Genomic DNA, 26,843 nt, shown 5'->3' on the forward strand with positions numbered 1-26,843 from the left:
ACGTAGGAAAGGCAGGAGGCCGCCGAGGTGGTCGGTACGCTGTGAAAAGGGAATTGGTGCGGGTGAGGCCGGCGCGTGAGGAAGATCTTCCGTCGGCGGAGCGCGCCTCCGCCGCACTCTTCCTCGAGGCCGACCGGCGCAGCAGAAGAGTGTGCGAACCGGAGATCGAGCCCCGTTCGGAAGCCGCTTCGAAGCAGTGGATCGAGCGGATGCGGTACTACCTCCAGATCGATCCGGCCGGTTGCCGGGTCGCGGTCGGCGAGGACGGGGACGTCGTCGGGCTCGCCATGTCGCAGAACCGGGGCGACGTGTGGTACCTGGCGACGTACGGGGTGCTGACCCGGTATCAGGGGCAGGGGATCGGCAGGCGGCTCATGGATGCCGCGCTGGCACACGCCGACGGGCGGCCGGGACTGTTCTCGTCCACGGTGCATCCCGCGGCCACGCGCCGTTACCGGCTGGCCGGCTTCACGCTCCACCCGCAGCTGCGCATGGTGGGCACCGTCGACCGCTCGACGCTGCCTGCGGTGAGTGGGCTCCGGGAGGGCCGGGCCGACGACTTCGAGTGGATGGACCGGCTCGACGAGCGGCTCCGCGGGGCGGGCCACGGCCCGGACCACGCCTACATGCTCGACCGGCTGCGTCTCGTCGTGTCGGACGACCCCGGCCGGCCCGGTTACGTGTACATCGACGAGGAGCAGGGGCGGGGCGTCCTGCTGGCCGCGGCGGAGCCCCGGACCGCCCAGGACCTGCTCTGGGAAGCCCTGGCCGCCTCCCGCGGGGACACGCTGGTCAACTGCATCACCACCGCCAACCACTGGGCGGTGGACGTGGGGCTGGCCGCCCGGCTCGACATCGGCCAGGAGGGATACCTCGCGCTCCGGGGGATGGCGGAGCCGGCGCCCTATCTGGCCAGTGGGCACTTCCTCTGACGGCGCGAGCGCGCGCCACCCTGGGGGCGTCCGGCCGGGACCCGGCCGGACGCCCTTCGCTTTGCCGGCGCGCAGCACCGTGTCGCCATGTGGTGTCGAGCTTGGCGATGGGCCGGCAACAGCGGCTGTGTACCAGAGACGCGACCAGCGAACGAGTCCCGCATGGCCGGCGCAGGCCGCGGTCGTCCGAGCGGCCGGGAACCGGGGCCCGAAGGCCGATCAGTCGCTGGACAGCGCCCGCAGCAGATCGCCGACCTGGGGGTCCGGCAGGGCACGTGCGACATCGGCCTGGGCGACCATGCCGACCAGCTCGCGTCCGTCGATCACCGGCAGGCGGCGCACCTTGTGCTCGGACATCGTGCGCAGGATCGCCCGTACGTCGTCGTCGGCCCCGATGGTGACGGCCTCCCCCTGCGCCAGCTCCCCGGCCGGACAGGTGGCGGGATCCTTGCCCGCGCCCAGTACCTTCACCACGATGTCCCGGTCGGTCAGGACCCCCTTCAATTCCTTGTCCGTGCCGCAGACGGGCAGCGCGCCCACCCCGAGATCCTTCATCCTGCGGGCGGCGTCCAGCACCGTCTCCTCGGCACCGATGTACTCGGCGCCACCGGTCATGATGTCGCGTGCCGTGGTCATGGAACCCCTTTCTCCTGCGTCTGGATGGACCCGACTCCTGTTCCCAGGCACTGCGGGTAGTAACGGATCTTCAGCGTCCGTCAGCCATGGCGGACAAGGGGTACTGAGGGCGCGCGGCGCATCAAGGGTCGCAGCGTCGATCCTCCACTCCGACGGCGACGCCATGGACGTCGCCGTCGTGGACGGGCGGATGGCCGGGGTGCGCGGCCGGCCCCAGGACCGGGTCGATCACGGACGGCTCGGACCGAAGGACCTCTTCGCCTGGCCGGTCAAAGCCTCGCCGGACCGTCTCATCAGGCCGGCCCACACGTCCCGTCCGGTCAGGAACAGGCAGCGGCCTCTTCCACGGTCGCCCGCACCTTCAGGAACGTGTCGGCCCCCGTGATTTCCAGGAGCCTGCGGATCTGCCGCGCCGGCGCCGCCACACGGAAGTCGGTCTCGTGGTGGGTCAGGATCAGCAGGTTCAGCAGTGTCGAGTCCCCGAAGGTGATGCCGGAGGCGTCCAGGACGACCTTCCGGTGCGTCCTGGCCGCGGTGTCCAGGGCCTTTGCCAGAGGCGGGATCGTGTGCAGGTCGTAGGACCCGCGCGCGCTGATGACCCAGGCGTCACGGCATGCGTACTGCTCGACTTCGGCCTGATCGGGAATCCGAGGCGGTGTCCCGCCGATGCCGTCGGGGCGGTCTGAGACCCCTTCTTCCACAAACACCCTCGGCTCCTCCCGCGTCTCCCTACGCCGGGAACACGCTTCCGATAGCGCGAAAAGTATGTCATGCATTCGCTGTCAGGCAAACCGGGTCAGTAGAATGCCGCGCATGGTTGCAGTGCCTGGATCTCACACCGGTTGGACCTTCCTCACCAACCACGCGCGAGTACTGGCGGCGATCGCCGACAACCCGAACATCCGGATCCGCGACATCGCCGCCCACTGCCGGCTCACCGAGCGTGCCGTCCAGCGGATCATCTCCGACCTCGAGCAGGACGGTTACCTCTCGCACACCCGCGAAGGACGCACCAACACCTACCGTGTCGAACCGGACAAGGTCCTGCGCCATCCCGCGGAAGCCGGCCTGACCGTGGCCGCACTGCTCTCCCTGCTCGTCCGGGACGAGACCGACCGCATCGTCCGGGACGAGACCGACCGTACGGGGAAACCCGGCGACCGGCCCGCCTCTCTGACCGCCACCGGCGGCACGAGCCAGTAGCGCTGCGTGGCGTCCCCGGCCCGGGGGCGGGGGCGACCACCGGGCGCGTCCTGACAGACTGGCGGGCATGGACATCCTCCGCAGGAACAATGTGACCGTCACCGGTGCTCCGCAGGGGCGGCCGGTGGTGCTGGCTCATGGGTTCGGCTGCGATCAGAACATGTGGCGGCTGACGGTCCCCGCCCTGGCCGAGGACTACCGGGTAGTGCTGTTCGACTACGTCGGTTCGGGCCGCTCGGACGCGACCGCGTTCTCGGAGAATCGTTACGCCTCCCTGACCGGGTACGCCCAGGACGTGGTCGAGGTGTGCGAGGCGCTCGATCTGCGTGACGCGGTGTTCGTGGGCCACTCCGTCAGCGCGATGATCGGCGTGCTGGCGGCGGACATGGCGCCGGACCGGATCGGGGCGCAGGTGATGGTCGCGCCGTCTCCCCGGTACATCGACGACGAGGGCTACCACGGCGGTTTCAGCGCCGATGACATCGACGAACTGCTGGCCTCCCTCGATGCCAACTATCTGGGCTGGTCGGCGGCGATGGCCCCGTTGATCATGGGCAACGCGGACCGGCCGGAACTGGGCGAGGAGCTGAGGAACAGCTTCTGCGCCACCGACCCGGACATGGCGCGCGTCTTCGCCCGGACCACGTTCCTGTCGGACTCCCGGGACGACCTGAAGAGCGTACGGGTGCCGACCCTGGTGCTGGAGTGCACCCAGGACGTGATCGCGCCCCGGGAGGTGGGGGCCTTCGTGCACCGGGCGATCCCCGGCTCGACGCTGGTCACGCTGGACGCGACCGGGCACTGCCCCCATCTGTCCGCACCCGAGGCCACCAACCGGGCGATCACGGAGTTCCTGGCGGCCCTGCGGTGATGTGCCGCACCGGACGTCAGCCCGATCCGTACGAGGCCGGCGACGAGAGGTCCTCCGACAGCGCCGAGTTCGCCGCGCTGCTGGAGGACAGCGCCGAGGAACTGTACGAGCGCGCGCCCTGCGGGTACCTGTCCACGCTGATGGACGGCACCATCGCCAAGATCAACGCCACGCTGCTGGGCTGGCTCGGTGCCGACCGGGAGGCGGTGGTGGGCCGGAAGCGGTTCACCGACCTGCTGACCGTGGGCGGCAGGCTGTATCACGAGACGCATTTCGCGCCGCTGCTGCGGATGCAGGGCGAGATCAGCGGGATCGCCCTGGAGCTCAAGCGGACGGGCGCCGGCCGGATGCCGGTGCTGGTTTCGTCCGTGGTCAAGCACGGCGACACCGGCGAGCCCCTGCTGATCCGCACCACCGTCTTCGACGCCCGGGACCGCCGCGCCTACGAAGAGGAGCTGCTGCGCCGCCGACAAGCGGCCGAGGAGGCACGCAGGCAGGCCGAGGAGGCACGGGAACAGGCCGAGGCCGACCGCGCCCGGCTGCAGGACGCCCTCGCCGTGCTCCAGCAGTCGCTGCTGCCCGACATCCTCCCGGACGTACCCGGGGTGGAGACGGCCGCCTACTACCACACCGCCCATCCCGACCGGCTCGGCGGCGACTTCTACGACGTCTTCCGCATCGACGGCGAACGCTTCGGCTTCTTCATCGGCGATGTGTGCGGCAAAGGCCCCCAGGCCGCCGCGCTCACCTCGCTGACCCGCTACACCCTGCGCGCCGCCGCGCTGCACGACCCCGACCCCGTGGCCGCGCTGACCACCCTCAACAAGGTGCTCCACGAACGCTACGCGGGCAGCGGCGACCCGCGTTACTGCACCGCCGTCTTCGGCACGCTGGAGCCCGACTCCGCCACCGGGCGGGTCGCCGTCCACCTGGCCTCCGGCGGCCATCCGCCGGTCATCACCGTGCGGGCCGACGGCACCGCCGACTTCCTGCCGACCCCCGGTGGTCTCCTCGTCGGCATCCTGCCCTCCGCGCGCTTCACCGCCGCCACCACCGTGCTCGCTCCCGGCGACCTGCTCCTGCTCTACACCGACGGCATCACCGAGGCCCGTACCGGCGAGGACCGCAGCGCCCTGTACGGGGACGAGGCACTGCTCACCTGCGTCGCGGGCCATGCCGGTGAGTCCCCGTCCGCCGTGATCCAGGCCCTGACGGGCGTGCTGCGAGGCTTCGGCGACGGCCTCGACGACGACACCGCGCTGCTCGCCCTCGGTGTCCCAGTCCCCAGCCCCCAGACGAGAAGCGTTCGATGAGCCCACTGAAGATCACCACCCGAGACGCCGCCACCGGTCCCGTTCTGGAGATTTCCGGCGGGCTCGACTACGACAACGCCCCACGGCTGCAGCAGCTGATCGCCACCGTCGCCCTCCGGCCGGGCCAGCGCCTCGTCCTGGATCTGGGCGGCATGGAATTCTGCGACTCCAGCGGCATCAGCTCCCTGATCGCCGCCCACAACCACGCGCGGGCCGCCCGGGCGGACATCGCGCTCGCGGCCGTCCCCGCCTCGACCCTGCGCACCCTGCGCATCGTCGGCCTCGACCAGATCTTCGCCATCTACTCCGACAGTGACGCGGTCCCTCCAGCCGGGAACGGGGGCGGGGGCTGACCGGACGGTGACGGCGCGCGCCCGCCCTACCGGGTGCCGGTGCCGCCGCCGGCGTGCTTCCTCACCCCCCGTGTGCCCCCTCCGCCGACGGGGGCGGCTGGAAGCAGGCGGTGACGTCCTTGCCGCGGGGGCAGCGGCGGACCTGCCAGTCGTCGGCGAGGGCGTCGACCAGGAACAGCCCGCGTCCCCCGGGGGCCTGGTGATCCGCCTGGCGTTGCTCGGGCAGCCGCGGCGAGGCGTCATGCACGGTCACGTGCAGACATCGCTCGTCCCAGGTGAGGATGAGCTGAGCGGCGCTGTGCGCGTGGACATGGGCGTTGGTGACCAGCTCCGAGACGGCCAGCACGACCGAGTCCACCAGCGCCGGTGCCGTCCGCTCCCAGCCGAGCGCGGACATATGCGCACGCGTCCAGTCCCTGGCCTCCTTCACTCCCGCGCTGACCGGCAACGAGCGTGCCCACCCGACAGCCCTCATCGATGAGTCGTCCGTCATGGTTTCTCCTCCAGCCGCCGACGGTTCCCTGTCCCGTCTGCCCCGGTACGCGGCAACCCAACGTGAGCCGGCGGTGACGTCCCGCGCCGTGCCCGCCGTCGTACGAGGCGCCGCGGTGTGGCGTGGCCGACAGTCCGGTCACCCTGGCTTGTCCGGCCCGATCGGGGGTATCCGGGGCGGGAGACTGACGTAGCGGAGGCGGTACGGGGATGGTACGGACCTTGGTGGGCGAGGGCGGCGCGGCCGCGTACTCGGACGACGCTGTCCTGAGCGTCGCGGTGGCTCTGGACGGGCAGGGCCCGTCCATCGCGAGGGCCCGCCACGCGGCTGCCGGGTTCCTGGCCCGGGTGCGCTCCGAGCACGGTGTCGCGGTCTCCCGGCGGGCTGTGGAGGTGACGCAGCTGGTGGTGAGCGAGCTGGTCACCAACGCGCAGAAGTATGCCGCCGGCCCGATCGTGATGGATCTGCGGATCGCGGGCGATCTGGTGGAGGTCCAGGTGTGGGACTCCGATCCCGTGCTGCCGGTGGCCCGTGCCGCCGACGTGGGCCGGGTGGGTCAGCACGGCCTGGAGATCGTCATGGCCCTCTGCCAGGGCTTCGAGGTCACGCGGGAGCCGGTCGGCAAGCGCATCACCGCCCGCCTGGCCCTGACGGACGATCCGCAGGGTGGGCCGGGAGGCTGGTGAGGCCGTCGCGCGGGATCCCGGAGGTGCGCGGGTCCCTCGGAAGCGGTACGTGATCTCGTAGCCGAGGGGCGGTTCCTCCTTGCCGGGGCCTGAGCGGCAAGGGCCGCCGCCCCGCCGTCAAGGGGTGACGTCGAGGCCGTCGATGAGGCGGCCCAGGAACCGGCTGAAGGTGGCTTCGGGGGTGAGGGAGAGTCCGGGGGCGGCGAGCGCCTCGGCGAGTTCCGGGTGGTGGCCGTCGGCGGCGACGGCGGCGAGGTAGCGGGCCTCGGCCGCGGCTCTGTCCGGGGAGCGTGAGACCGCGGCCTGGGCGATCTCGTGTCCGACGTGCCCGGCCACGAACGCGGTGAGCTGGGCGAAGATCTCCAGCTTCGCCGCACCGTCCAGCCCGGTGGGCCGCAGGACGGCGAGCGCGTGTTCCAGGAAGGCCAGCGTGTTGGGGCCCGGCACGCGTCGGGTGACCAGCGCGGCGGGCAGCCAGGGGTGGCGCAGCATGTGGGCGCGCTGGAGGTGGGCGATGGCCTTCAGGTCGGCGCGCCAGTCGCCGGTGGGCGGGTCCGTGACCGTCAGTTCGCCGCTGACGTGGTCGACCATCAGTTCCAGCAGCGTCTCCTTGTCGGGGGCGTAGGTGTAGAGCGACATGACGCCGGCACCGATCTCGGCCGCCACCCGCCGCATGGTGACCGCGTCCAGCCCTTCGGCGTCCGCGACGGCGACGGCCGCCGCGGTGATCGCCGTACGGCTGAAGGAGGGCCTGCGTCCCTTGCGGGGTTCGGTGGGACGCAGCCAGAGCTGTTCGGGGTCGACGCCCGGGGCGCCGGACCCACCGGCATGGGGCACGGTCTCGCGTTCCTTTCCGCTGGTCGTCGAGGTCGGCTCGGGTGAGGACCATCCAAGCATCCTCTATTCTCGTACATCGTACGGAATTGAGGAGGGGAACGATGTCATCACCCACGCCCGACGCCGTGGCCGGATCCGTCTGGACGCCACCCAATGGCCAACCGCCGCTGTCCGCACGGATGATGAGGGCGACCTGGCGAGGCCTGCCCGCGAAACGGCACGCGGTCGGATGGGAACCGGGGCTGGTGGTGCCCGCCGCCGACGGCAGCCCGTTGATCACCGACCACTACTTCCCGCGCGCCGAGGGCGACTTCCCCACCCTCCTGGTCCGCTCCCCGTACGGCCGGGGCCTGCCGTGGGCGCCGATGTACGGCCTGCTCTTCGCCGAACAGGGCTTTCACGTCGTCCTGCAGAGCTGCCGCGGCACCGGCGGCTCGGGCGGTACGTTCGACCTCTGGCGCAACGAGGCCGCGGACGGGCAGGCCGCCGTGGCCTGGCTGCGCGAGCGACCCTGGTTCAACGGCACCCTCGGGACCGTGGGCCCCAGTTACCTCGGCTACGTGCAGTGGGCCCTCGCCCTGGACCCGCCACCGGAACTCAAGGCGATGGTGGTGCAGGTGGGGCTGCACGACCCCTACGGCCTGTTCTACGCGGACGGCGCGCTGCGCCTGGAGAACGCCCTCGCCGTCGGCGCGGGCATGACCTACCAGCACCAGGGCATGGCACGGTTCCTGAAGGCGACCCTGCGCCTGCAACGCCGCCTGCGCGCCGTCACCACCGCGCGGCCCCTGCGCGGGGCGCACGTGCCCGCCCTCGGCGAAGTCCCCTGGCTGGACGACGTGATGACACACCCGGACGCCCATGACCCCTACTGGCACGGCGCCTCGCAGGCCCGGTCGGCGGAGCGGCTCCGCGTGCCCACGGCCCTGATCACCGGATGGCGCGACGCGCTGGCCGACCAGACCTTCGAGCAGTACGGCCGACTGCGCCGGGCCGGCTGCGAGACCGCCCTGCTCGTCGGCCCCTGGACCCACACCTCAGCCCTCCAGCAGGGATGGCCCGAGGTGTTCGCGGACAGTCTCGCGTGGCTGCGCGCCCACCTGTGCGCCGACCCCTCCGGCCTGCGTCCCACCACGGTGCGCGCGCACGTCGGCGGTGAGAACGCCTGGCGGGACCTCGACGACTGGCCGCCGGCCGCGACCGCCACCCCGTGGTACCCCGCCCCCGGCGGGCAGCTCGTCCGGCAGGCCCCGACCGAATCGGTGCCCCTGACGACGTTCCGCTACGACCCGGCCGACCCCACTCCGTCCCTCGGCGGCCCGCTGCTCTCCCGCACCGCCGGTCCCCGGGACAACAGCGGCCTGGAGGCCCGGGACGACGTCCTGACGTTCACCGGTCCGCCGCTGACCGAGCCGGTGGACATCCTGGGTCCGGTCTCCGCGCGGCTGAGCGTCTCCACGGACACCGGGCACGCCGACGTCTTCACCCGCCTGTGCGACGTGGACGAGCGGGGCCGCTCCGTCAACGTCTGTGACGGACTGGGCCGTCTGCGGACGACCGGAGACGCGCCCTCGCAGATCACCGTGGCGATGAGCGCCACCGCCCACCGCTTCCCCGCCGGGCACCGCATCCGCTGGCAGATCAGCGCGGGCGCCCACCCGCGTTACGCCCGCAATCCCGGCACCGGCCGGTCGCCGGTGGACGCCACCGAGTTCACACCGGTGCGCCTGACCCTCCACACGGACTCGGCGCTGACGCTTCCCCGCGCCTGAGGACTCGTGTGACGTCATCAGCCCCGGGCAGCGACGGCTGACGCGCCGGGCAATGGCTGACGGGCCGGCCGACGCCTGACGGGCCGGGCAATGGCTGACGGGCTGGTGACGGCTGACGGGCCGGGCAATGGCTGACGAGCCGGGCCGCCATCCGGCCCGGCTCGTGGTCACCGGGACCCGTCGGCCGCCGACGCGGTCGCGGCGTGGCGGAGGATCGGGTCGAGCAGGCCGGGGAAGCGAGCGCCGAGGTCGTCGGCGCGTACACGGATCCGCCGGTGCCGGCCGTCGACGGTCATGCTGATCAGCCCCGCCTCGCGCAGGATCCGCCAGTGGTTGGACAGTGTCGACGCCGGAACGTCCAGCCCGTCGGCGAGCGCGGCACAGGTCGACTCGGGGCGGCCCTGCGCCCGCCGCACCAACTCCAGGCGCACCGGATCACCGAGCGCGTGCAGGACGGGTGTGAGCGTCAACGACTCGCGCGGAGGCTGGGGCAAGGAACGCATGGTCCCATGATGCACTATTCGACAGTTCGGGATTGTCGAACTATCTTGTTCCGGTCCGCGTCAGAGGGAGGGAACGACGGTGACCCCGAACGAGAGCACGGCCGCGGCGGTATCGCGCGGGGGCGCGAACACCCGGGCGAAACAAGGGGCGTTACTGGCGGTGGCGTGCCTGGGGCAGTTCATGGTGCTGCTCGACAGCACGATCGTCGGCGCCGCCCTGCCCGACATGCAGCGGCGGTTACAGATCCAGCTGACCGGCCTGCAGTGGATCGTCGACGCCTACGTGCTGCTGGTCGCCATGCTGCTGCTGTCCGGAGGCGTCTTCGCCGACCGCTTCGGCCGCAAGCGGATGTTCCTGTCCGGAGTCGCGGTGTTCACCGCCGCGTCCGTCCTGTGCTCCGTCACCTCCTCGCTCGGCTGGCTGATCGCCGGACGGGTGGCGCAGGGCATCGGTGCGGCGGCGCTGAGCCCCGCCTCGCTGGCCCTGATCGCCGCCGCTCACCCCGTGCCGCGCGAGCGCGTCAAGGCGATCGGGCTGTGGGCCGGACTCAGCGGGATCGGCCTCGCCGCGGGCCCCCTGGCCGGCGGCGTGCTGGTGGAGGCGTTCGGCTGGCCCGCCATCTTCCTGGTGAACGTGCCCATCGGCGCGGCCCTGCTGCTGGCCGGCCTCCGCGTCCTGGACGAATCCCGCAACCCGGACGCGCCGGCGATCGACGTGCCCGGTACGGTCCTGTCGGTGCTGGGCGTGGGGGCGCTGGCCTACGGGCTCATCGAGGGCGGGGCCCGGGGGTGGACCTCCCCGGCGATCCTGGGCGGCTTCGCCGCGGCGACGCTGATCCTCACCGCCTTCGTCATCGTCGAAGCCCGGGTTCCGGCGCCGATGCTGCCGCTGCGGCTGTTCCGGCAGCGACTGTTCACCGTGTCCAACACGGCCATGACCGTGGTGGGCTTCGCGCTCATGGGCTCGTCGTTCTTCTTCTCCCAGTTCTTCGTGACCGTCCAGGGCAGTTCGATCCTGCGTGCCGGTCTCCAGACCCTCCCGGCCACCCTCGCCATGGTGATCGTCAGCCCGTACGCGGGCCGGCTCGCCGCGCGGCACGGCTTCCGCGTCGTGGTCACGGCCGGCCTCGTACTGGCCGGACTGGGGCTGCTGGCACTGGGCTTCGCGCACGCGGACACCGGTTACGGGAACGTGTGGTGGCGGCTGGGCATCACCGGCGTCGGCTTCGCCCTGACCATGTCCCCTCTGACCGGCGCCGCCATCCAGGCGGTCAGCCCGCAGGAGGGGGGTCTCGCCTCGGGCGTCAGCAGCACCGCCCGGCAGATCGGCGCGCTGCTCGGCGTGGCCGTGCTCGGAGCCGTCGTCCGCACCAGGCAGTCCGACGGCGCGTCCTTCGAAGCCGGCCTCGACACCGCCTTCACCGCGGCCGGCGCCGTCACCTTGACCGGCGCCCTGCTGACCGGTCTGTGGCTGGTGAAGTCCAAGGCCACGGAACATCCCGCTCCGCAGGCCCTTACGGGACCGCCCACGACCGGAACAAGGCCCTGACCCCCACGCCACACGCCGCCCGTACGGCACTTCCCACTGTCCGCACGCTGCCGAGCACGTCCGAGGGGAATCTCGGCGCATCTCGCGCCTCTGTGGCCTTGTGTCCGTTTCAGCGTGATCGGGTTATCCGACGGGCATCCGAGAGGCTGCCCGCCATGCCGTTCCTCCCCGTGGACCGGGCGTGACCGCGGTGATGAACCGCCCGTTCGCGTCGTGTGACGACTCGGCCGTGGATCCTGGACGACGACTTGCGGGCACAGCTCCAACCCAACTCGCGTCACACCGTCACGAGCTACTCGAACGCATCGGCCATGTTGACCGGAATGGCTCTCTTTCCAAGTTCTTCGGGGTGAACGGACTCTGGGGGAAAGGGATGCGCACGGACGGTGCCGAGGGGGAGCCGCGATGTCCGGACCGCTCTACGTTCCCGTTCTGCCGGCCCGGTCACACGCGGCCGGCGCCTTCCGGCGGCTGTGGCCGGACGTCCGGGCCGCGATCAGGCCGCTGTGGAACCTGCCGCCGTTGCCCGGGGCGACTCCGGAGGCATTGGCCACGGCGGTCGGCAAGTACGTCGGTCCTGTGAGTGCCGCCAGCCGTCACGGCGGATGGCTCGACGCACCCTTCGGCGAGGACGCCCAGACCGCAGCCCTCGCCGAAGCGCTGTTCCTGTTCTGCGAGTTGGGATGGTTGCGGCCGGTCACCGGGCCGGAGAGGACGGTGGCGCAGCAGGCGGCGGCCGTGGAGACGGCCAGGCGCTGCCTGCACGGACTGGGTGTCCGGGTGTGGGTCACGGGGGAGTGGGACGCCCGCCTCGGCGAGGCTGTCCGGGTACTGCTGGCCCGTACCGGTCCGGAGGTGCCCGTAGACCTGCTGCTCGACATGGGTGCGGTCCTCGACGACCGGCCCGACGCGGGGAAGGAGGCGTTGCGCGCCCTCGACGCATTGATGCCCCTGGCGGTCTGGCGGAGCGCGGTGCTGCTCGGCGGCGGTTTTCCCCGGGTCACCGCCGACATGCTGGAGGAAGGGTGGTGCGAGAGCGCGCGGGCGGAGTGGCGGATGTGGCACGAGGTCCGCGTCACGGGCCGGGCCTACGCTCCCCTGCTCGGTTACGGCGATTACGGGGTACAGCACCCGTCCGCCCTCGCTCAGGCTCCGACACCGGGGAGCGGCGGACCGCCCTGGGGTGTGCTCCGCTACACGACCGACAGGTCGTACCTCCTGTTCAAGACGCTGACCCGGGGGCCCGACCGGATCGCCGTCAACCGCAGTGCGGCCCGCCGGATCGTCGAACTGCCCGAGTTCCGGGGCGCGGGGGCCGGGCAGGGCGAGGAGTGGCTGAGCGACTGCGCGAACGGCCCGCTCACGACGAGCAAGGGCGTGGGCGGTCCCAGGGAATGGCTGTGTGCGGGAAACCTCCAGCACATGACGTATGTCGTACAGGGCCTGTCCGGCGGCTGAGTGGGCCGCCGGACAGGCGAGCGCAGGCCGTCCTGCGCGTGGCTCAGTCGAACAGCGGTGCCAGCGCGGTCTCGCCCGCCAGGATCCGCCAGGCGGGCACCCGCACCGTCCGGCTCACCGGGCAGGCCTTGGCCCCACGTCCCCCGGAGGGCAGTCCGGTGAGCAGGTCGCCTCGCGCGTGGAGGAGCCTGAGGTGCCGCGCGGGGTCTTCGCCGGGCCTCGGTCCGGGGTCGATCAGCACCGCCGTGTTCGCGCCGGCGTCGGTGAACACCAGGTCCACAGGGTGTCCGCCCACGAGGGAGGCCCGCTCCAGATCGGTGATGCCACGTCCGGTGAAGTACTGCTGCAGGCGGTCGGCGAGGTCTTCGCGGGCCTCGGTCACCGGGCCGGGCGGGCCGGACTCTGCCGTCGTGCCGTCGCCGCCCGCCCCCAGCGGCGCCGAGCGCGCGGCGAGCAGGGCCGGCAGGCCGCTCTGTTCCTGCCAGAAGGCGAGGCCGCCCACGGTGATCAGCTGCGACTTGGCCCGGGTGACCGCCACGTTCCACAGGTTGACCTGGCTCGCGACCCAGTGCGTCGTGCGGGGAGGTGTGTTGGGCGCCGCCACCGGGCTGAGCACCATCACGTCACGCTGTCCGCCCTGGAAGGTGTGGACGGTGCCCACCCGGACCCGGTCGTCGTCCCGCCACATCCGGGCCAGTGTCTCCTTCTGCGCCCGGAACGGCGTGACCACTCCCACGGTCGCGTCCGGCGCGAGCCCCGCCAGCAGTCCGTCGACCACGCGCCGTACGGCCTCTGCCTCGGCCGTGTTCCGCCAGGACCGGCCGTCGCCACCACGTGCCGACTCCCCGGAGGGCACGTCGACCCAGCCGAGCACCGGTGCCGGGTCGGCCGCTCCCACCGGGTCGTGCCCCGGCACCTGCCGCCGCACGTCGGTGAGCACCCGCAGACGGCCGCCGTAGCAGTGGCCGTTGACGATGTCGGCGATGCGTGGATGGCACCGGTAGTGCTCGTCGAGGAGCAGCGTGCCGTCGCCGTGCTGCTCGGCCGCGTGGTACGAGGAGTACGCGTGGTAGGCGAGGCGGCGGTGTTCCAGCTGCGCGGCGCTCAGCCCGGCCCGCGTCCGCGCCTGCCTCTCCTGCTGTGGTGACACACCGGGGATGTGCCCGAGCTGCATGGGGTCGCCGATGATCAGCGCCCGGCGGGCCCGGAACAGCAGCGGCAGCACCGACGGGACGGAGCACTGGCTGGCCTCGTCGATGACGACGAGGTCGAACAGCTTCGGGGCGAGTTCGAGCTGCCGCACGGAGTGGGTGCTGACGGCCCATCCCTTGATCTGCGTCATCAGGTTCTTCTGACTGCGCTGGTAGCCGGAGCGGCGGCGGAGCGCCTGAAGCCGCTGGTTCATGAGTCCGGTGGCCCGGTCCAGGGTCTCGGCGGACAGCGCGCGGGACAGTTCCGCCGACAGGCCGGACAGTGCTTCCGCCGTGGCGGCCCTGGACGCCTTGAGGCCGTCCTCGTCCCATTCCCCGTGCCGGCGGAAGAGTTCCCGCACCTCCCGCTCCACGGACACGATCCCGGCCAGGGACTCCAGCAGCTCGGACGGCACCGGCCGGCTCGCCGCCCAGGCCGGCCACGCCGGTCCGGACCCCTCGGGGTGCTCCGCCACCGCCGCGACCAGCGCGGCGAGGGCTCGCCCACGTCGCCACTCCCCGAGCTGCCACCAGCGGGCCCCGGCCGTTCTCCGTGCCCGCTCCGCCCACCGGTCCAGCGGCGCCGGGCCGTCCGTGTCCGCCGCCCAGGCCCTTTCGAGGAGGGGCAGGGGCAGCCCCAGCTCGGTGGCCCGCTCCTCCCGGTCGCGGAGCAGTTCCAGCAGCCGCGTCTCCTCACCGACGCGCTGGGCCGCCTCCGTCCGCAGCCGCTGCGCCGTCCCCCGGGTGTTCCGCAACTCGCCGCCCACGGTTGCCGATCCGCGCCGCGGCGCCTCGACCGGTTCGGCGAGCAGCCGTTCCAGCTTGGCCGCCTCCCGCTCCAGCGCCTCCGCGTTGCCCGTCCGCATCAGCAGGCCGGGCGCGATGTCGTCGCAGCGCTCGGCGACGACGTTCACGGCCTCGTTGTTCGTGGAGGCGACCAGCACCGACTGCCCGGCGGCGACGCAGGTGGTGACCACGGCCGTGACGACCTCGCTCTTGCCCGTCCCCGGCGGCCCGGTCGCCACCGTCAGCGGCTGGGTCATCGCCGAGGAGATCACCTGCTCCTGGCTCTCGTTGCACGGCCCCGGGGTGACGGGTGGCACCGGCTCCTCAGCGGTGGCGGTGGTGGCCGGCACCTGTCCGGCCCCGCCGCCGAGCAGCGCGCCCAGGGCGGTGCCCGGGATCTGCTCGGTCCGCGTGGAGATCTGGAGCAGGTTGTCCACCAGCGCCTGGGTGGCCGTGGCCTCCGCGCCGGAGGGCACCAGCAGCACGGCCGCGTTGTGCGCGCCGGGCCGCAGCGCCTGCATGACTGTGCGCCGGCTGAGCGCGGAGGGATCCAGCGGTTCGAGTTCCGTCAGTCCCAGCTTCTGGAGCAACTCCCTGATGGCGCGCAGCATCTGCGCGTCGTTGCCCTCCTGCCAGGCCGGCTGCCAGTGGGCCACCAGGTCGGCGGCGTCGTCCGCGTCCAGGAATTCGGAGACGACGCCGCTGTGCAGGGACGGCACACCGCTGGGCCGGAGCACGTCCCGGCCGTTCTCGTCCGGCGCCAGCTCCATCGGCTGGACGAGCAGCGGCGCCAGCTCCACCGTCGCGCGCCGCCCCCGGCCGCCGTCCCGCGCGGGCAGCGTGATCGCCGGATACCCGTACCAGTACTCCTGCCGTGTTCCCGCCTCGGTGCCCGACCCGGCCCGCCCGTCCCGCGGGCGGGGCAGCGATCGGGGCGCGACGATGTGTGGTCCACGGCCCGACTGGATGGTCTCCTCGCCCTGGGCCAGCAGGAAGTACTTCTCGTCGAGGCCGCTGTCCCGGTCGGGCCGCATGCCGGCCGCCGCCTGCGCGGTGAGGCAGTCCGCGTAGTAGCGCAGCAGCCGCTGCGCGTCGACGCCGTCCCGTTCGTCCGCCTCGGCCAGCTCCCGGGCCTTCAGCAGCGCGGGGGAGCGCCGAGCGGCGTCGCCGGCGTCGTGGGGCGGCGCCGGAAGCCGCACCGGTCGTGCCACCGACCGGGCGAAGGGAAGGCTGCGGGTGGCCCTGATCGTGGACTTGGTGGGCCGCTGCTCCTCCGGTACGCCGTTGCGGGCCATCTGCGCGGTCAGGTAGTCGAAGAGGTCGTCCGGGGTGATCCAGCCGCCCTCTTTGATCCGGCCGTTGCGCAGTCCCTCGACGATCTCCCCGGTGAACCGGGAGGTGCCGAGGCCGGAGCCGGGCGGCGCCATCGCGGAGGCCGCCTGGAGGGCGTCGGACGCGGTGATGAAGTACACGCCGGTCGGCCGCAGCAGTGTGCTCGCCGCGGGCCGGTCCGGTTCCGCCGAGGACCCCTTGGCGGTCCAGCCCTGCACGACGGAACCGCTGGAGCAGCAGTCCAGCAGGACCACTTTGGAGGCGGCCCGGCAGGACTGCAGCATCCGCTCCAGGAACTCCGCCGGTACGGCCGTACCCGGCAGGTCGGCCGGATCGGTGTCCCGGGTCAGGAAGTACAGCTGGCCGTCCTGCTCGCAGTACTCGCCGTGCCCGCTGAAGTAGAGCAGCGCGGTCTCGCTGGGCTGCCGGGCCTCCAGGAACGTCTCCACGGCGTGGAACATCTCCGCGCGCGTCGGCTCGGCGGCCATCGCGCACTCGTTGTACATGCCGATCTCGGTGTTCTCCAGGACGGCCCGCATGTAGTGCAGATCGGCCCGTACGGCCGGAAGGTCGGCGTACGCCTCGCTGTCGTACGTGGAGACGCCGACGAGCAGGGCGTGACGGTCGTTGTCGGTCATCGTCGCTCAGCCCGCCGTCGTGTCCTCGTCACCGCCGTCCGAGAGGAACCGCTCGATCAACGTGTCGTCCTCGCGGGCCTCCTTGCCGGTGATGTGCAGGACCGCGCCGTCGGGCCGCTTGACGACGATGGTCCGCTGCGGGACCCGCGCCAGCCACGTCTGCACCAGCCCGACGACGAAAGAGCCGGCGCTCAGCAGCAGCCCGACGGTCTCGGCGGAGGGGCCGCCCTTGTCGCCCGCTCCCACCGGGCCGCCGGGCGCGGGCAGGTCGAGCCTGGCCGTGGAGTCCGCCTCGGCGAGCACGGCGAGCAGCTCCCGTGCCTCCTTGCGGGCGCGCAGCGGGTCCTCGTCGACGACGGAGATCCGGTATCCGATGTGGTTGTCGGGCATGGCGTTCTCGTGCTCCCCGTGAGTTCACCGGCTCCTTGCCGGGCGAACGACACTAGCGCCCGGCACTGACATCGCAGCCTCCCTTCCGCCTTGCCTCGCAGGTCGTTGGCGTGAAAGTGCTTGCCGATGGCCGGGGCCCGCGCGTTCCCTGCCGGGTCGGTTCACGCGCGATTCCGCCCGGACCGGCTTGCCCGGCGCGCCCTCACGCGGGCATCCGCCCAGCGGGTCGCCGGCGTCGCGAAGATCAGCCAGCACAGGGGCGCGTCCGGCCCGGGTGCCGGTGCCGTGGGGGCCAGGTGTGTGGGCACGCAAGCCGCGGCGCCGACGCCGCCTGGCCGGCGCACATCCCGTGCGCGCGCGGCGAGCACGGCACTCCCGCGCCGGAACTCGGCGGAGACAAGGTCCGATTTCCGCCAGCGGGAGAGCCGACCTGTCCGACACAGTGGCCAGGGCGGGGCGCCCCGCCCGCACCACACGTTCCCCCTGCCCCCGCGAGGAGCCCATGCATGTCACCGTCGACCCGAGAGTGCTCTACTTCGGCACCCCCGTGGTCCTGCTGAGCACGTGCGACGAGAACGGCTCGGTGAATCTGGCGCCCATGTCCTCCGCCTGGTGGGTGGACCAGTCCTGCATGCTGGGCCTGGACGAGACCTCGCAGACCACGAGGAACCTGATCAGGACCCGTGAGTGCGTGCTGAACCTCGCTTCACCGGAACTCGCCCACGCCGTGGACCGCTTGGCGCTGCTCACCGGTTCGCGGGTCGTGCCGGGCCACAAACTGCGCAAGGGCTATCGGTACGAGCGCGACAAGTTCGAGGCGGCGGGACTGACCGAGATGGCTTCGGAGAAGGTGCGCCCGCCGCGGGTGGCACAGTGCCCGGTCCACCTCGAGGCCGTCGTCGACCGCGTCCATCCGTTCGGTGAGGAGGGCTCCGGCCTCGTGGCCGTGGAGGCACGCGTGGTACGGGTCCACGTCGAGGAAAGCCTGCTGGTGCCGGGCAGCCGCCGCCACATCGACGCCGACCGCTGGGACCCCCTGATCATGAAGTTCTGCGGGTTCTACGGCAACAGCCGCAACGTCCACCCGTCCCGGCTCGCCATGGCCTGGGGAATCCCCGGCGCCTGAGCACAGCCCCGCCTGGTGATCAACGGGTGGGCCGGTAATAGGCCGCTACGGGGTCGCGCGCCTCGTCGTGGAGGGCCGGGCCGTCGTGCGGCACCGCCGGCCAGGCGCCCGACGGCGGGTTGAGCGCGACGAGTTGCTCGGTCGACAGCGCGTAGACGACCCGGCCGATGCCGGAGCGGAGGATGCCGCCCTCGCACATGCCGCACGGCTGACAGCTGGTGTACAGGGTGGTACGGGCAGCCGTGTCCGGGTCGAGTTCGCGGGCCGCCCAGCGGGCCAGCTTCAGTTCCGGGTGGGCGGTGATGTCGTCGTCCCGGCGGACCGTGTTGTGGGCTTCCGCGAGCACGGTGCCGTCCGGTCCGGCCAGAAGGGAGCCGTACGGCGCGTCGCCCAGGGTGACCGCGTGGGCGGCGATGCCGATGGCACGCCGCAGAAGGGCCTCGTCGGCCGGGGTGATCATGATCGGGTGCTCCAGTGGGTGGCCACGGTGGTGAGTGCCTGCCATGCCGCGTCGGGCCGACGGGTCTCTTCCGGGTCTCCGTGGTAGGGGTCGAGTACGACGGTGTCCGCGCCCAGCAGGCGCAACTGGTCGAGGTCGTCGAGGATCTGCTCGAGGGTGCCGACACCGGCGGGCCGGTCGGAGGCGTCGACCGGTGCGCCGGTGACGCGCAGGGCGATGCGGGGCGCGAACCCCGGCAGCGCGTGCCGTCGCAGGACCGCGCGCATCTCGGGGAGGGGGAGCCGCAGCGGGTGCCAGGCGTCACCGAACCGCACGGCGCGCCGCAGGGCCACCTCGCTGTGGCCGCCGACCCAGACGGGAACGTCGCCCTCCGGGCGTCCCGCGTCCCTGGCCTCCCGGAGGATGCCGAGACTTTCGTCCGTCAGCCGGCCCCGCGCGGTGAACGGCACGCCCAGCGCGGCGTATTCCTGCCGGGCCCAGCCGACGCCCACCCCGAGGACGAAGCGGCCGCCGCTCAGTTGGTGGAGGTTGGCGGCCATGCGGGCCACCAACAGGGGGTGCCGGTACGGCAGGACGAGCACGGTCGTGCCCAGCCGCACCGTCGTGGTGAGGCCGGCCAGCCATGACAGGGTGGTGAACGGCTCGTAGAACGGCTCCGGGTACCGCTCGGCCACGTCCGGAGTGACTGCCACATGGTCCGACACCATGAGGACGCCGAAGCCGAGGCCCTCCGCGAGCCGCGCCCATTCACGCAGGACGCCGGGATCGGTTCCCGGGCCGAAGTTCGTTACGTTGACGCCGAGTTGCATGGACCGAGGCTATCCCGGTGATTACGGCGTACGGAACCGAAGTCTCCCTGCGTAGCCGCTGTTTCGCCGTGAATTTGCTGGTACTTTCGCCGCATGGCCGGGAATCTTGATCACGTCGACTGGGCGATCATCGAGCAGCTGCAACGGGAGGCCCGCATCTCCTTCAGCGAGCTGGGCCGCCGGGTGAACCTCAGCCCGTCGGCCACCACCGAACGCGTCCGCAATCTGGAGGCGTTGGGCGTCATCACGGGCTACCGTGCCGAGGTCGACCTGGCCAAGGTCGGCTACCCCGTCCTCGCCGTCGTCCGCCTCAAATACCCGGGCAACCGCCACGAACCGCTGCGCGGCCTCCTCGCCGAACGCCGCGAGATCCTGGAGTGCCTGCGCACCACCGGCGACGACTGCTACACGCTGAAGGTGGCCGCGACCTCCATGGGACACCTGGAGACCCTCATGGACGAACTCGCCGCCTTCGGCAGCGCCACCACGAGCGTCGTCTACAGCCAGACCCTCCCCTACCGCGGCCCGACCGCCCCCGAATCGACTACCGCTCCAGGGGCTTCGACGCCGTAGACTGCGCGGCCACCAGGTGCACGAGCCGACGAGAGGTGTGTTCACCGTGACACTGCCGGAGAAGCCGTCCATGGACGGGCTGGACGACAAATGGTCAGCCATCTGGGCCGAGAACGGCGTCTACCGGTTCGTACGACCCGCCGCGCGCGAGCAGGTGTACTCCATCGACACCCCGCCGCCCACGGTGTCCGGATCACTGCATGTCGGTCACGCCTTCTCCTACACGCACACCGACATCATCGCGCGCTTCCAGCGCATGCGCGGCAAGCACGTGTTCTACCCGATGGGGTGGGACGACAACGGCCTGGCGACCGAGCGGCGCGTGCAGAACTACTACGGCGTCCGCTGCGACCCCTCCCTGCCGTACGACCCGGAGTTCACGGCGCCGGAACCGGTCGCCAACCTCGCCAAGAAGGACCGGCCGCCGGTCGTCGACGTCTCCCGGCGCAACTTCATCGAGCTGTGCGAGCGGCTCACCGCCGAGGACGAGCGTGTCTTCGAGCATCTGTGGCGCCGGCTCGGCCTGTCCGTGGACTGGTCGCTGAACTACACCACCATCGGTGCCGAGGCGCGGCGCACCTCGCAGGCCGCGTTCCTGAAGATGCTCGCCGCCGGCGAGGTCTACCAGGACGAGGCGCCCACCATGTGGGACGTCGACTTCGGCACGGCTGTCGCCAATGCCGAGATGATCGACAAGGAGGTGCCGAGCGCGTATCACCGGCTGGTCTTCACGGTGGACGGCGAGCCGGTGCACATCGAGACGACCAGGCCGGAGCTGCTGCCGGCGTGCGTGGCGCTGGTGGCGCATCCGGACGACGAGCGCTACCGGCCGCTGTTCGGGCGGGAGGCCGTGACCCCGCTGTTCGGGGTCCGCGTGCCGGTCGTCGCGCATCCGCTGGCGAAGGCGGACAAGGGGTCCGGCATCGCCATGGTGTGCACCTTCGGCGACCAGACGGACGTCGTCTGGTGGCGTGAGCTGCGCCTGCCGACCCGCACCCTCGTCGGCCGCAACGGCCGCCTGCAACCGCTGGACTTCACCACCCTGCCGTGCGCGGACCCGGGCTCGGCGCAGCGCGCGTACGCTCCGCTGGCCGGCCTGTCCGTGACGCAGGCGCGCAAGGCGATCGTTGCGGCGCTGGGCGAGGGCGGCTTCGTCGCCGGCGAGCCCCGGCCCACCACGCACGCCGTGAAGTACTACGAGAAGGGCGAACGCCCGCTGGAGATCGTCTCCTCCCGGCAGTGGTTCATCCGCACGATGGCCCACCGGGAGGAGCTGCTGGAGCGCGGGGAGTCGATCGTCTGGCACCCGGCGCACATGAAGGCGCGCTACGACGACTGGGTCCGCGGCCTGAACAGCGACTGGCTGATCTCCCGGCAGCGTTTCTTCGGCGTCCCGTTCCCGGTGTGGTACCCGCTGGACGCCGACGGCGAGCCGGACTACGAACACCCCGTCGTCCCCGACGAGTCGGCCCTCCCGGTGGACCCGCAGAGCGCTGTCCCGCCGGGTTACACCGAGGAGCAGCGGGGGATGCCGGGCGGCTTCACCGGGGAGCCCGACGTGATGGACACATGGGCGACCTCCTCCCTCACTCCGCAGCTGGCGTGCGGCTGGCTGAACGACCCCGAGCTGTACGGGCTCACCTTCCCGATGGACCTGCGGCCGCAGGGCCACGACATCATCCGCACCTGGCTGTTCTCCACGGTGGTCAGGTCCCACATCGAGGAGGGGGAGACACCGTGGCGGCACGCGGCGCTGTCCGGGTGGATCCTCGACCCGGACCGCAAGAAGATGTCGAAGTCGCAGGGCAACGTCGTCACCCCCGAGCACCTGATCGACGAGCACAGTGCCGACGGCGTGCGCTACTGGGCGGCGTCCGCGCGGCCGGGCACCGACACGGCGTTCGAGCCGAAGCAGATGAAGGTCGGCCGGCGCCTGGCCACGAAGCTGCTGAACGCGGCGAAGTTCGTGTACGGCTTCCCGGAGGCGGCGGCGGACGCCACGGTCGGCGAACCGCTGGACGCCGCTCTGATCGAGTCGCTGAAGCGGACCGTCACCGAGGCCACGCAGGCCCTGGAGGCCTACGAGTACACCACGGCCCTGACCGCCGCCGAACGGTTCTTCTGGACCTTCTGCGACGACTACGTGGAACTGGTCAAGCAGCGGGCCTACGACGGCTCGGACTCGGCACGCCTGACCCTGCGGCTGGCCCTGGACACGGTGATCCGGCTGCTCGCGCCGTTCATTCCGTACGTCACCGAGGAAGTGTGGTCGTGGACGCACGAGACCTCGGTGCACACGTCCGCCTGGCCCGCGGCCGACGAGTTCGCCGGAACCTCCGGCGACGCGGGGCTCCTCCCGTCCGCTTCCGAGGTGATCAGGGCGGTCCGCAAGGCGAAGAGCGAGGCGAAGCTGTCCATGCGGTCCGACGTCCCCCGGGTGGAGGTCGCGGCCCCCGCCGGACTGACCGAGGCGATCCGCTCCCTCGAGGCCGATCTGAAGAACGCGGGCCACATCGGTGAGATCGCCTACTCCGCGGCGGCGGACCTGAAGGTGACGGTCGAACTGCCCGAGGCCGCCTGACGGGTCAGGGCCGCGGAATCCTCAGCCGCCCCGCCCGGGTGGCCGCACCAGCGGCCCACCCCGAGCAGGGGCGGCTGAGGCGTGCGCGGGAACTTCGAAACATTCGGATACGCAAGCGACTCCTGCGAGAAGTATTGACGCCGTTCACCGCTTCCCTAATTCTTCAGATGGCCGACATTGCGGCCGACGTTCGGCATTTCGAACACACCGCATGTCATGCCCGCGCCAAGACGACCGCTTACTCAGAGTTGAGGAAGTCCCCATGCCCACAGCAAGTTTCAGCCGCAGGCATCCGTCCGCGGCGCTCGCCGCGGTGCTCGCGGCCCTGACCGCGCTGGCGGCGTTGCTCGTCGCCACCCCGGCGCAGGCGGCCAGCAGCGGCGCCCTGCGCGGTGTCGGTTCCAACCGGTGTCTCGACGTGGTGGGTGGCGTCCAGACCGACGGTACGGCCTTGCAGCTCTACGACTGCTGGGACGGGACGAACCAGCAGTGGACGCTGACGGACGCCAAGCAGCTGACCGTATACGGCAACAAGTGCCTGGACGTCCCGGGGCACGCCACCACGTCCGGTACCAAGGTGCAGATATGGACCTGCTCCGGCGGCACCAACCAGCAGTGGCAGGTGAAGTCCGACGGCACGGTCGTCGGCACGGAGTCCGGGCTGTGCCTGGAGGCCGCGGGCGCCGGTACGGCCAACGGCACGGCGGTCCAGATCGGTACGTGCAACGGCGGCAGCAACCAGAAGTGGACCGGCCTGACCGGAACCCCGCCGACCGACGGCTCGTGTGCCCTTCCGTCGACGTACCGGTGGTCGTCCACGGGGGCCCTGGCGCAGCCGGCGAACGGATGGGCCGCGCTGAAGGACTTCACCAACGTGACGTACAACGGCAAGCACCTGGTCTACGCGTCGAACGTGTCCGGATCGTCGTACGGCTCGATGGCGTTCGCTCCCTTCACGAACTGGTCGGACATGGCCTCGGCCCGCCAGACCGGGATGAGCCAGTCCGCGGTGGCGCCCACCCTGTTCTACTTCGCGCCGAAGAAGGTCTGGGTGCTGGCCTACCAGTGGGGTGCCTGGCCGTTCATCTACCGCACTTCCAGCGACCCCACCAACCCCAACGGCTGGTCCGCCCCGCAGCCGCTGTTCACCGGCAGCCTTCCCGACTCCGGCACCGGTCCGATCGACCAGACGCTGATCGCCGACGACCAGAACATGTACCTGTTCTTCGCCGGTGACAACGGCAAGATCTACCGGGCGAGCATGCCGATCGGGAACTTCCCGGGCAACTTCGGCTCCTCCTACACCACGGTCATGAGCGACACCACGAAGAACCTGTTCGAGGCGCCGCAGGTCTACAAGGTGCAGGGCCAGAACCAGTACCTCATGATCGTCGAGGCCCGGGGCGCGAACGAGCAGCGCTACTTCCGTTCCTTCACCGCCACCAGCCTGAACGGCTCCTGGACCCCGCAGGCCGCCACCGAGTCCAACCCCTTCGCGGGCAAGGCCAACAGCGGCGCCGGCTGGACCAACGACATCAGCCACGGTGACCTGGTCCGCAACAACCCCGACCAGACCATGACCATCGACCCCTGCAACCTCCAGCTCCTCTACCAGGGCAAGTCCCCGTCCGCGAGCGGTCCTTACGACCAGCTGCCGTGGCGCCCGGGTGTCCTCACCCTCCAGCGCTGACCGTCAGTCCCGGTCTCGAGGAACCCCGGCCGTGCGGCGGCCGGGGTTCCTCTCATGGACGACGACGCCGTGCGAAGGCGGCGGCCACCGCCATCACCGTGGTGCCGCCGGCGGCAGTCCAGAACACGAGCCTGGCGTTCGGCCCGTTGACCGTCCGCAGCTCCCCGTCCGCGTGGCGGCAGAACGAGTCGGGCGGGAAATACCGCGAGACAGGGGTGCCGCGCGTGCCGTAGCAGGGTGACGTGTCGGGGAACAGGACCGGCTGCGCGCGCTGGGAAAGTGCTCCTCCGGCGAACACGGTCAGCCACCCGGCCACCAGGAACCCGATCAGCAGCCGGCCGGGAATCCTCGCCCGCCGTCCCAGCAGCCATATCAGGGCGGTCGGCGTGACGAAGACGGCGGCCGCGGCGAACAGCAGGATCAGAGTCTTCATGTTCCTTCGGCCTTGCTGATCAGGGATCCGCCGGACGGCGTCCGGGCAGCGTATCCGGCTGCTCCACGCCCCGAACACCCGGTGCGACGGGGCGCCTTGGGCGGGCGGGACGTCGCGGTGCCGTCCCCGTCATGTCACGAACGTGTCTTGAGCGCGAGCGCGAGGCAACGGGGGCGACCCGGCCGCCTATCAATGAGGGCAGAAGGCCACACGGGTGAACAGTCGCCCGGACCGCTCGCAACAGAGGACGGACACAGCATGCGCACTCGGAAGATCTCGGCACTGACCCTCACCGCCGTGGCCCTCGGCCTGGCGCTGACGGCATGCGGTAACGACGACGACGCCAAGACGTCCCCTTCCGCGTCCGCGTCCGCCTCCGCTTCGGCGAGCGACGCGCCGGCCACGGCCACGAGCACCCCGGGGTCCGGCAGCGCGGAAGGCAAGTCGTCGGACAGCTCCGCCAAGCCCGACACTGCGGGGAGCAAGTCGTCGGGCACGTCCGGCACGTCCGGCACCGCGCAGGGCAAGTCGTCGGGGACGTCCGCCAAGCCCGCCGTGAAGTGCACCGACAAGATCAACTACGCGGGCGACCCGCGCTCCAACGCCGAGATCAACTCCATCGGCGAGCAGACCGGCACGTGTCCGCCGGTGCAGAAGCCGGCGTCCGACGACAAGAAGTGCACGGACAAGATCAACTACGCGGACGACGTGCGTTCCAACGCCGAGATCAACTCCATCGGCGAGGAAACGGGCACCTGCCCGCCGGTCAAGCGGAAGTGACCAAGACGCGGAAGGGGGCCGGCACCCGCGGGTGCCGGCCCCCTTCCGCGTCCTCCGGCTACCTCTTGCGGCGGCAGGCCAGCCACAGCAGCAGCGTCGTCGCGCCGCCGGCGAGCAGCAGTACGCGGTTGTCGCGGGACCAGCGCGCGGTCCGGGCCGTGGTCTGCAGCACCGGCTCCGGAGCCTTCTCCTGCAACAACCGGCCCGCCTGCGCGGCCTTGGCAGCGGCCTGTTCCTTGACTTCCGCGGCCTTGACGGCGGCCTGGCTCTTCACTTCCGCGGCCTTGACGGCGGCCTGGTCCTTCACCTCCGCCGCCTGCTGCCGCACCTCGGCGGCCTTCTCCTTGGCGCGGGCCTTGACATCCGTCTTCGCCGCGAGCGCCTGGACCGTCTCGCCCAGCTCCTGACGCGTGTGCTCGACCTGCTCGCGCAGTTCCTCCGGGCCGGACGCGGTGGGCTCGTCGTGGGGCGGCTGGGTCATCGGTGCGCACTCTCCTTGATCTCGGCCACATCGGCCTTCACGTTCTTGATCGCCTGCTCCGGCGCGGGCGGCGCCGCCTCGGCGAACTGTTTCTTCCCGGTCAGCGCCATCACCCCGGCGATCACACCGAGCACGGCGGTGACGATCAGGGCGGCGGCCCACACCGGCAGCGTCACGGCCAGCGCCGCGATCACGGTGGCGACGAGGGCCTGGAGCGTCAGGAACCCGAACAGTCCCGCGCCGCCGAACAGTCCGCCGCCCTTGCCGTAACGCCTGCCTTTCTCCTTCATCTCCGCCTGCGCCAGGCGCAGCTCGCCCCGCACCAGCTCCGTCAGCTGCTGCGAGGCCCGCTGGACCAGCTCGCCCACCGGTTCGGTTCCGTGCGCCTGACGGTCTGCCGCGTAGTGGGGCTGCGTACGGGACACGGCGATCACCTTCCAGACCTGCGTGGCGTGCGGTATTTCCGTCGTGCACACGCGGGTACCCAGCTCCGGGCGGTTCACCGTCCCTTCATCGGCGGCCGGCCCGGACGTACGAGGTCCACCTCCGCCCACACCGTCTTCCCGGACGGCGGGTACGGCTCCGTGTCCCACCGGTCGGCGAGCGCGGCCACCAGCAGCAGGCCCCGGCCCGACTCCGCCTCCTGCGGCCGGACCGTCGTAGCGGGCGCGGGGAGCCGGTCGCCGCGCGCGTCACTGACCGCGACGCGAAGGGTTCCGGCGGTGACGTCGAGGCCGAGGACGAGCCGGAAGCTCCGCCCCCGCACCCGCCCGTGCACGGCCGCGTTGGCCGCGAGCTCGGCGACGATCTGCTCCGCGCGGTCGATGACGGTGGGTGACAGCCCCCAGGCGTGCAGCTCTCCTACGGCGAGCAGCCGGGCCAGGCGCGCGCCCCGGCGGGTGGAGGACAGCAGCTGGGAGAACGAATGTACGGTGGCGTTGGGGAGTTGGGGTGTCGTGGGGGTCATG

At 71.6% G+C, this 26,843-nt stretch carries 27 protein-coding genes and 1 pseudogene; 15 read left to right on the forward strand and 13 right to left on the reverse strand.

The window, feature by feature from the left end; all coding sequences use genetic code 11:
• Positions 1–62 precede the first annotated feature (62 nt).
• The gene (locus HB370_RS29675) at positions 63–932 is read left to right on the forward strand and encodes a GNAT family N-acetyltransferase (protein ID WP_106980583.1); all 870 of its coding nucleotides are present in this window, start codon (positions 63–65) and stop codon (positions 930–932) included.
• A 219-nt stretch (positions 933–1,151) separates the two neighbouring features.
• On the opposite strand, the gene HB370_RS29680 is transcribed toward HB370_RS29675, so the two are convergent.
• The gene (locus tag HB370_RS29680; protein ID WP_030777374.1) at positions 1,152–1,568 is read right to left on the reverse strand and encodes a CBS domain-containing protein; all 417 of its coding nucleotides are present in this window, start codon (positions 1,566–1,568) and stop codon (positions 1,152–1,154) included.
• A 103-nt stretch (positions 1,569–1,671) separates the two neighbouring features.
• Here HB370_RS29680 and HB370_RS42060 point away from each other — a divergent pair.
• A pseudogene (locus HB370_RS42060) lies at positions 1,672–1,869 on the forward strand (hypothetical protein); the annotation flags it as partial.
• A gap of 19 nt (positions 1,870–1,888) precedes the next feature.
• Here HB370_RS42060 and HB370_RS29690 read toward each other — a convergent pair.
• A complete protein-coding gene (locus tag HB370_RS29690) occupies positions 1,889–2,215 on the reverse strand; it encodes an STAS domain-containing protein (protein WP_244406058.1) in 327 nt (108 codons plus the stop codon).
• Positions 2,216–2,381: 166 nt separating this feature from the next.
• On the opposite strand from HB370_RS29690, the gene HB370_RS29695 reads away from it, so the two are divergent.
• From HB370_RS29695 to HB370_RS29710, 4 genes are all read left to right on the forward strand, one after another.
• A complete protein-coding gene (locus HB370_RS29695; protein ID WP_078637367.1) occupies positions 2,382–2,771 on the forward strand; it encodes a helix-turn-helix domain-containing protein in 390 nt (129 codons plus the stop codon).
• Positions 2,772–2,838: 67 nt separating this feature from the next.
• Positions 2,839–3,642: an alpha/beta hydrolase gene (locus tag HB370_RS29700; protein WP_030777381.1), complete on the forward strand. Its 804-nt coding sequence runs from the start codon at positions 2,839–2,841 to the stop codon at positions 3,640–3,642.
• Positions 3,642–4,955, forward strand: a complete 1,314-nt coding sequence (locus tag HB370_RS29705; protein WP_030777383.1) for a SpoIIE family protein phosphatase — start codon at positions 3,642–3,644, stop codon at positions 4,953–4,955. Before HB370_RS29700 ends, HB370_RS29705 begins: the two co-directional genes overlap by 1 nt.
• On the forward strand, positions 4,952–5,308 hold the full coding sequence (locus HB370_RS29710; RefSeq protein ID WP_030777385.1) for an STAS domain-containing protein: 357 nt from the start codon (positions 4,952–4,954) through the stop codon (positions 5,306–5,308). Before HB370_RS29705 ends, HB370_RS29710 begins: the two co-directional genes overlap by 4 nt.
• Before the next feature lie 61 nt (positions 5,309–5,369).
• On the opposite strand, the gene HB370_RS29715 is transcribed toward HB370_RS29710, so the two are convergent.
• Positions 5,370–5,801, reverse strand: coding sequence for an ATP-binding protein (locus HB370_RS29715; protein WP_030777387.1), 432 nt, complete (start codon positions 5,799–5,801; stop codon positions 5,370–5,372).
• A 209-nt stretch (positions 5,802–6,010) separates the two neighbouring features.
• Here HB370_RS29715 and HB370_RS29720 point away from each other — a divergent pair, with 209 nt between their 5' ends.
• A complete protein-coding gene (locus HB370_RS29720; protein WP_030777389.1) occupies positions 6,011–6,487 on the forward strand; it encodes an ATP-binding protein in 477 nt (158 codons plus the stop codon).
• A gap of 117 nt (positions 6,488–6,604) precedes the next feature.
• Here the strand turns inward: HB370_RS29720 and HB370_RS29725 are convergent, their stop codons facing one another.
• Entirely contained in the window at positions 6,605–7,324 is a 720-nt protein-coding gene (locus HB370_RS29725; protein ID WP_030777391.1) for a TetR/AcrR family transcriptional regulator, read from the reverse strand.
• A gap of 101 nt (positions 7,325–7,425) precedes the next feature.
• Here HB370_RS29725 and HB370_RS29730 point away from each other — a divergent pair, with 101 nt between their 5' ends.
• The gene (locus HB370_RS29730) at positions 7,426–9,096 is read left to right on the forward strand and encodes a CocE/NonD family hydrolase (protein WP_030777392.1); all 1,671 of its coding nucleotides are present in this window, start codon (positions 7,426–7,428) and stop codon (positions 9,094–9,096) included.
• Positions 9,097–9,263: 167 nt separating this feature from the next.
• Here HB370_RS29730 and HB370_RS29735 read toward each other — a convergent pair whose 3' ends face one another.
• Complete coding sequence (locus tag HB370_RS29735) at positions 9,264–9,599, reverse strand: helix-turn-helix domain-containing protein (protein WP_030777393.1); 336 nt, start codon at positions 9,597–9,599, stop codon at positions 9,264–9,266.
• A gap of 154 nt (positions 9,600–9,753) precedes the next feature.
• Between HB370_RS29735 and HB370_RS29740 the strand changes: the two genes are divergently transcribed.
• Together HB370_RS29740 and HB370_RS29745 are read left to right on the forward strand one after the other, a co-directional pair.
• Entirely contained in the window at positions 9,754–11,148 is a 1,395-nt protein-coding gene (locus tag HB370_RS29740; RefSeq protein ID WP_280117795.1) for an MFS transporter, read from the forward strand.
• A 405-nt stretch (positions 11,149–11,553) separates the two neighbouring features.
• A complete protein-coding gene (locus HB370_RS29745) occupies positions 11,554–12,606 on the forward strand; it encodes a beta family protein (protein WP_030777396.1) in 1,053 nt (350 codons plus the stop codon).
• 43 nt (positions 12,607–12,649) lie between these two features.
• Here the strand turns inward: HB370_RS29745 and HB370_RS29750 are convergent, their stop codons facing one another.
• Positions 12,650–16,552 carry an AAA domain-containing protein gene (locus tag HB370_RS29750; RefSeq protein WP_030777397.1) on the reverse strand — a complete coding sequence of 1,301 codons (3,903 nt, stop codon included), beginning with the start codon at positions 16,550–16,552 and terminating at the stop codon, positions 12,650–12,652.
• A gap of 6 nt (positions 16,553–16,558) precedes the next feature.
• Positions 16,559–16,942, reverse strand: a complete 384-nt coding sequence (locus HB370_RS29755; protein ID WP_030777398.1) for a hypothetical protein — start codon at positions 16,940–16,942, stop codon at positions 16,559–16,561.
• 502 nt (positions 16,943–17,444) lie between these two features.
• On the opposite strand from HB370_RS29755, the gene HB370_RS29760 reads away from it, so the two are divergent.
• A complete protein-coding gene (locus HB370_RS29760; protein ID WP_030777400.1) occupies positions 17,445–18,068 on the forward strand; it encodes a flavin reductase family protein in 624 nt (207 codons plus the stop codon).
• A 19-nt stretch (positions 18,069–18,087) separates the two neighbouring features.
• On the opposite strand, the gene HB370_RS29765 is transcribed toward HB370_RS29760, so the two are convergent.
• Both HB370_RS29765 and HB370_RS29770 read right to left on the reverse strand, forming a co-directional pair.
• Positions 18,088–18,528: a nucleoside deaminase gene (locus HB370_RS29765; RefSeq protein ID WP_030777401.1), complete on the reverse strand. Its 441-nt coding sequence runs from the start codon at positions 18,526–18,528 to the stop codon at positions 18,088–18,090.
• A complete protein-coding gene (locus HB370_RS29770) occupies positions 18,525–19,337 on the reverse strand; it encodes an LLM class flavin-dependent oxidoreductase (protein ID WP_030777403.1) in 813 nt (270 codons plus the stop codon). Before HB370_RS29770 ends, HB370_RS29765 begins: the two co-directional genes overlap by 4 nt.
• Positions 19,338–19,430: 93 nt before the next feature.
• On the opposite strand from HB370_RS29770, the gene HB370_RS29775 reads away from it, so the two are divergent.
• The 3 genes from HB370_RS29775 to HB370_RS29785 all read left to right on the forward strand — a co-directional run bounded on the left by HB370_RS29775 (position 19,431) and on the right by HB370_RS29785 (position 24,181).
• Entirely contained in the window at positions 19,431–19,910 is a 480-nt protein-coding gene (locus tag HB370_RS29775; RefSeq protein WP_030777405.1) for an Lrp/AsnC family transcriptional regulator, read from the forward strand.
• Between the two features lie 46 nt (positions 19,911–19,956).
• The gene (gene valS / locus HB370_RS29780) at positions 19,957–22,491 is read left to right on the forward strand and encodes a valine--tRNA ligase (protein WP_244405675.1); all 2,535 of its coding nucleotides are present in this window, start codon (positions 19,957–19,959) and stop codon (positions 22,489–22,491) included.
• Positions 22,492–22,753: 262 nt separating this feature from the next.
• Positions 22,754–24,181: a non-reducing end alpha-L-arabinofuranosidase family hydrolase gene (locus HB370_RS29785; RefSeq protein ID WP_167513046.1), complete on the forward strand. Its 1,428-nt coding sequence runs from the start codon at positions 22,754–22,756 to the stop codon at positions 24,179–24,181.
• A 52-nt stretch (positions 24,182–24,233) separates the two neighbouring features.
• Here the strand turns inward: HB370_RS29785 and HB370_RS29790 are convergent, their stop codons facing one another.
• Entirely contained in the window at positions 24,234–24,614 is a 381-nt protein-coding gene (locus HB370_RS29790; RefSeq protein ID WP_030777409.1) for a hypothetical protein, read from the reverse strand.
• 258 nt (positions 24,615–24,872) lie between these two features.
• Between HB370_RS29790 and HB370_RS29795 the strand changes: the two genes are divergently transcribed.
• Positions 24,873–25,394, forward strand: coding sequence for a hypothetical protein (locus tag HB370_RS29795; protein ID WP_030777411.1), 522 nt, complete (start codon positions 24,873–24,875; stop codon positions 25,392–25,394).
• A 58-nt stretch (positions 25,395–25,452) separates the two neighbouring features.
• Here HB370_RS29795 and HB370_RS29800 read toward each other — a convergent pair whose 3' ends face one another.
• The 3 genes from HB370_RS29800 to HB370_RS29810 all read right to left on the reverse strand — a co-directional run bounded on the left by HB370_RS29800 (position 25,453) and on the right by HB370_RS29810 (position 26,842).
• Positions 25,453–25,875 (reverse strand): DUF3618 domain-containing protein, encoded by a 423-nt coding sequence (locus tag HB370_RS29800; RefSeq protein WP_030777413.1) that lies wholly within the window; start codon positions 25,873–25,875, stop codon positions 25,453–25,455.
• Positions 25,872–26,300, reverse strand: coding sequence for a phage holin family protein (locus tag HB370_RS29805; RefSeq protein ID WP_244405677.1), 429 nt, complete (start codon positions 26,298–26,300; stop codon positions 25,872–25,874). The genes HB370_RS29800 and HB370_RS29805 overlap by 4 nt, the downstream gene beginning before the upstream one ends.
• A 74-nt stretch (positions 26,301–26,374) precedes the next feature.
• Entirely contained in the window at positions 26,375–26,842 is a 468-nt protein-coding gene (locus HB370_RS29810) for an ATP-binding protein (protein WP_030777418.1), read from the reverse strand.
• Between the last annotated feature and the right edge of the window lies 1 nt (position 26,843).

Origin of the sequence: Streptomyces sp. DSM 40868, from assembly GCF_011820545.1 — a bacterium.
Classification (GTDB): domain Bacteria; phylum Actinomycetota; class Actinomycetes; order Streptomycetales; family Streptomycetaceae; genus Streptomyces; species Streptomyces eurythermus.

What these genes read in the sequence shown, in the direction of transcription:
- HB370_RS29735 (WP_030777393.1), bottom strand. Translation starts at nt 9,599, where the DNA reads ATGCGTTCCTTGCCCCAGCCTCCGCGCGAGTCGTTGACGCTCACACCC.
- HB370_RS29750 (WP_030777397.1), bottom strand. Translation starts at nt 16,552, where the DNA reads ATGACCGACAACGACCGTCACGCCCTGCTCGTCGGCGTCTCCACGTAC.
- HB370_RS29775 (WP_030777405.1), top strand. Translation starts at nt 19,431, where the DNA reads ATGGCCGGGAATCTTGATCACGTCGACTGGGCGATCATCGAGCAGCTG.
- HB370_RS29790 (WP_030777409.1), bottom strand. Translation starts at nt 24,614, where the DNA reads ATGAAGACTCTGATCCTGCTGTTCGCCGCGGCCGCCGTCTTCGTCACG.
- HB370_RS29695 (WP_078637367.1), top strand. Translation starts at nt 2,382, where the DNA reads ATGGTTGCAGTGCCTGGATCTCACACCGGTTGGACCTTCCTCACCAAC.
- HB370_RS29795 (WP_030777411.1), top strand. Translation starts at nt 24,873, where the DNA reads ATGCGCACTCGGAAGATCTCGGCACTGACCCTCACCGCCGTGGCCCTC.
- HB370_RS29715 (WP_030777387.1), bottom strand. Translation starts at nt 5,801, where the DNA reads ATGACGGACGACTCATCGATGAGGGCTGTCGGGTGGGCACGCTCGTTG.
- HB370_RS29760 (WP_030777400.1), top strand. Translation starts at nt 17,445, where the DNA reads ATGCATGTCACCGTCGACCCGAGAGTGCTCTACTTCGGCACCCCCGTG.
- HB370_RS29770 (WP_030777403.1), bottom strand. Translation starts at nt 19,337, where the DNA reads ATGCAACTCGGCGTCAACGTAACGAACTTCGGCCCGGGAACCGATCCC.
- HB370_RS29700 (WP_030777381.1), top strand. Translation starts at nt 2,839, where the DNA reads ATGGACATCCTCCGCAGGAACAATGTGACCGTCACCGGTGCTCCGCAG.
- HB370_RS29755 (WP_030777398.1), bottom strand. Translation starts at nt 16,942, where the DNA reads ATGCCCGACAACCACATCGGATACCGGATCTCCGTCGTCGACGAGGAC.
- HB370_RS29710 (WP_030777385.1), top strand. Translation starts at nt 4,952, where the DNA reads ATGAGCCCACTGAAGATCACCACCCGAGACGCCGCCACCGGTCCCGTT.
- HB370_RS29680 (WP_030777374.1), bottom strand. Translation starts at nt 1,568, where the DNA reads ATGACCACGGCACGCGACATCATGACCGGTGGCGCCGAGTACATCGGT.
- HB370_RS29810 (WP_030777418.1), bottom strand. Translation starts at nt 26,842, where the DNA reads ATGACCCCCACGACACCCCAACTCCCCAACGCCACCGTACATTCGTTC.
- HB370_RS29705 (WP_030777383.1), top strand. Translation starts at nt 3,642, where the DNA reads ATGTGCCGCACCGGACGTCAGCCCGATCCGTACGAGGCCGGCGACGAG.
- HB370_RS29745 (WP_030777396.1), top strand. Translation starts at nt 11,554, where the DNA reads ATGTCCGGACCGCTCTACGTTCCCGTTCTGCCGGCCCGGTCACACGCG.
- HB370_RS29730 (WP_030777392.1), top strand. Translation starts at nt 7,426, where the DNA reads ATGTCATCACCCACGCCCGACGCCGTGGCCGGATCCGTCTGGACGCCA.
- HB370_RS29765 (WP_030777401.1), bottom strand. Translation starts at nt 18,528, where the DNA reads ATGATCACCCCGGCCGACGAGGCCCTTCTGCGGCGTGCCATCGGCATC.
- HB370_RS29720 (WP_030777389.1), top strand. Translation starts at nt 6,011, where the DNA reads ATGGTACGGACCTTGGTGGGCGAGGGCGGCGCGGCCGCGTACTCGGAC.
- HB370_RS29785 (WP_167513046.1), top strand. Translation starts at nt 22,754, where the DNA reads ATGCCCACAGCAAGTTTCAGCCGCAGGCATCCGTCCGCGGCGCTCGCC.
- HB370_RS29800 (WP_030777413.1), bottom strand. Translation starts at nt 25,875, where the DNA reads ATGACCCAGCCGCCCCACGACGAGCCCACCGCGTCCGGCCCGGAGGAA.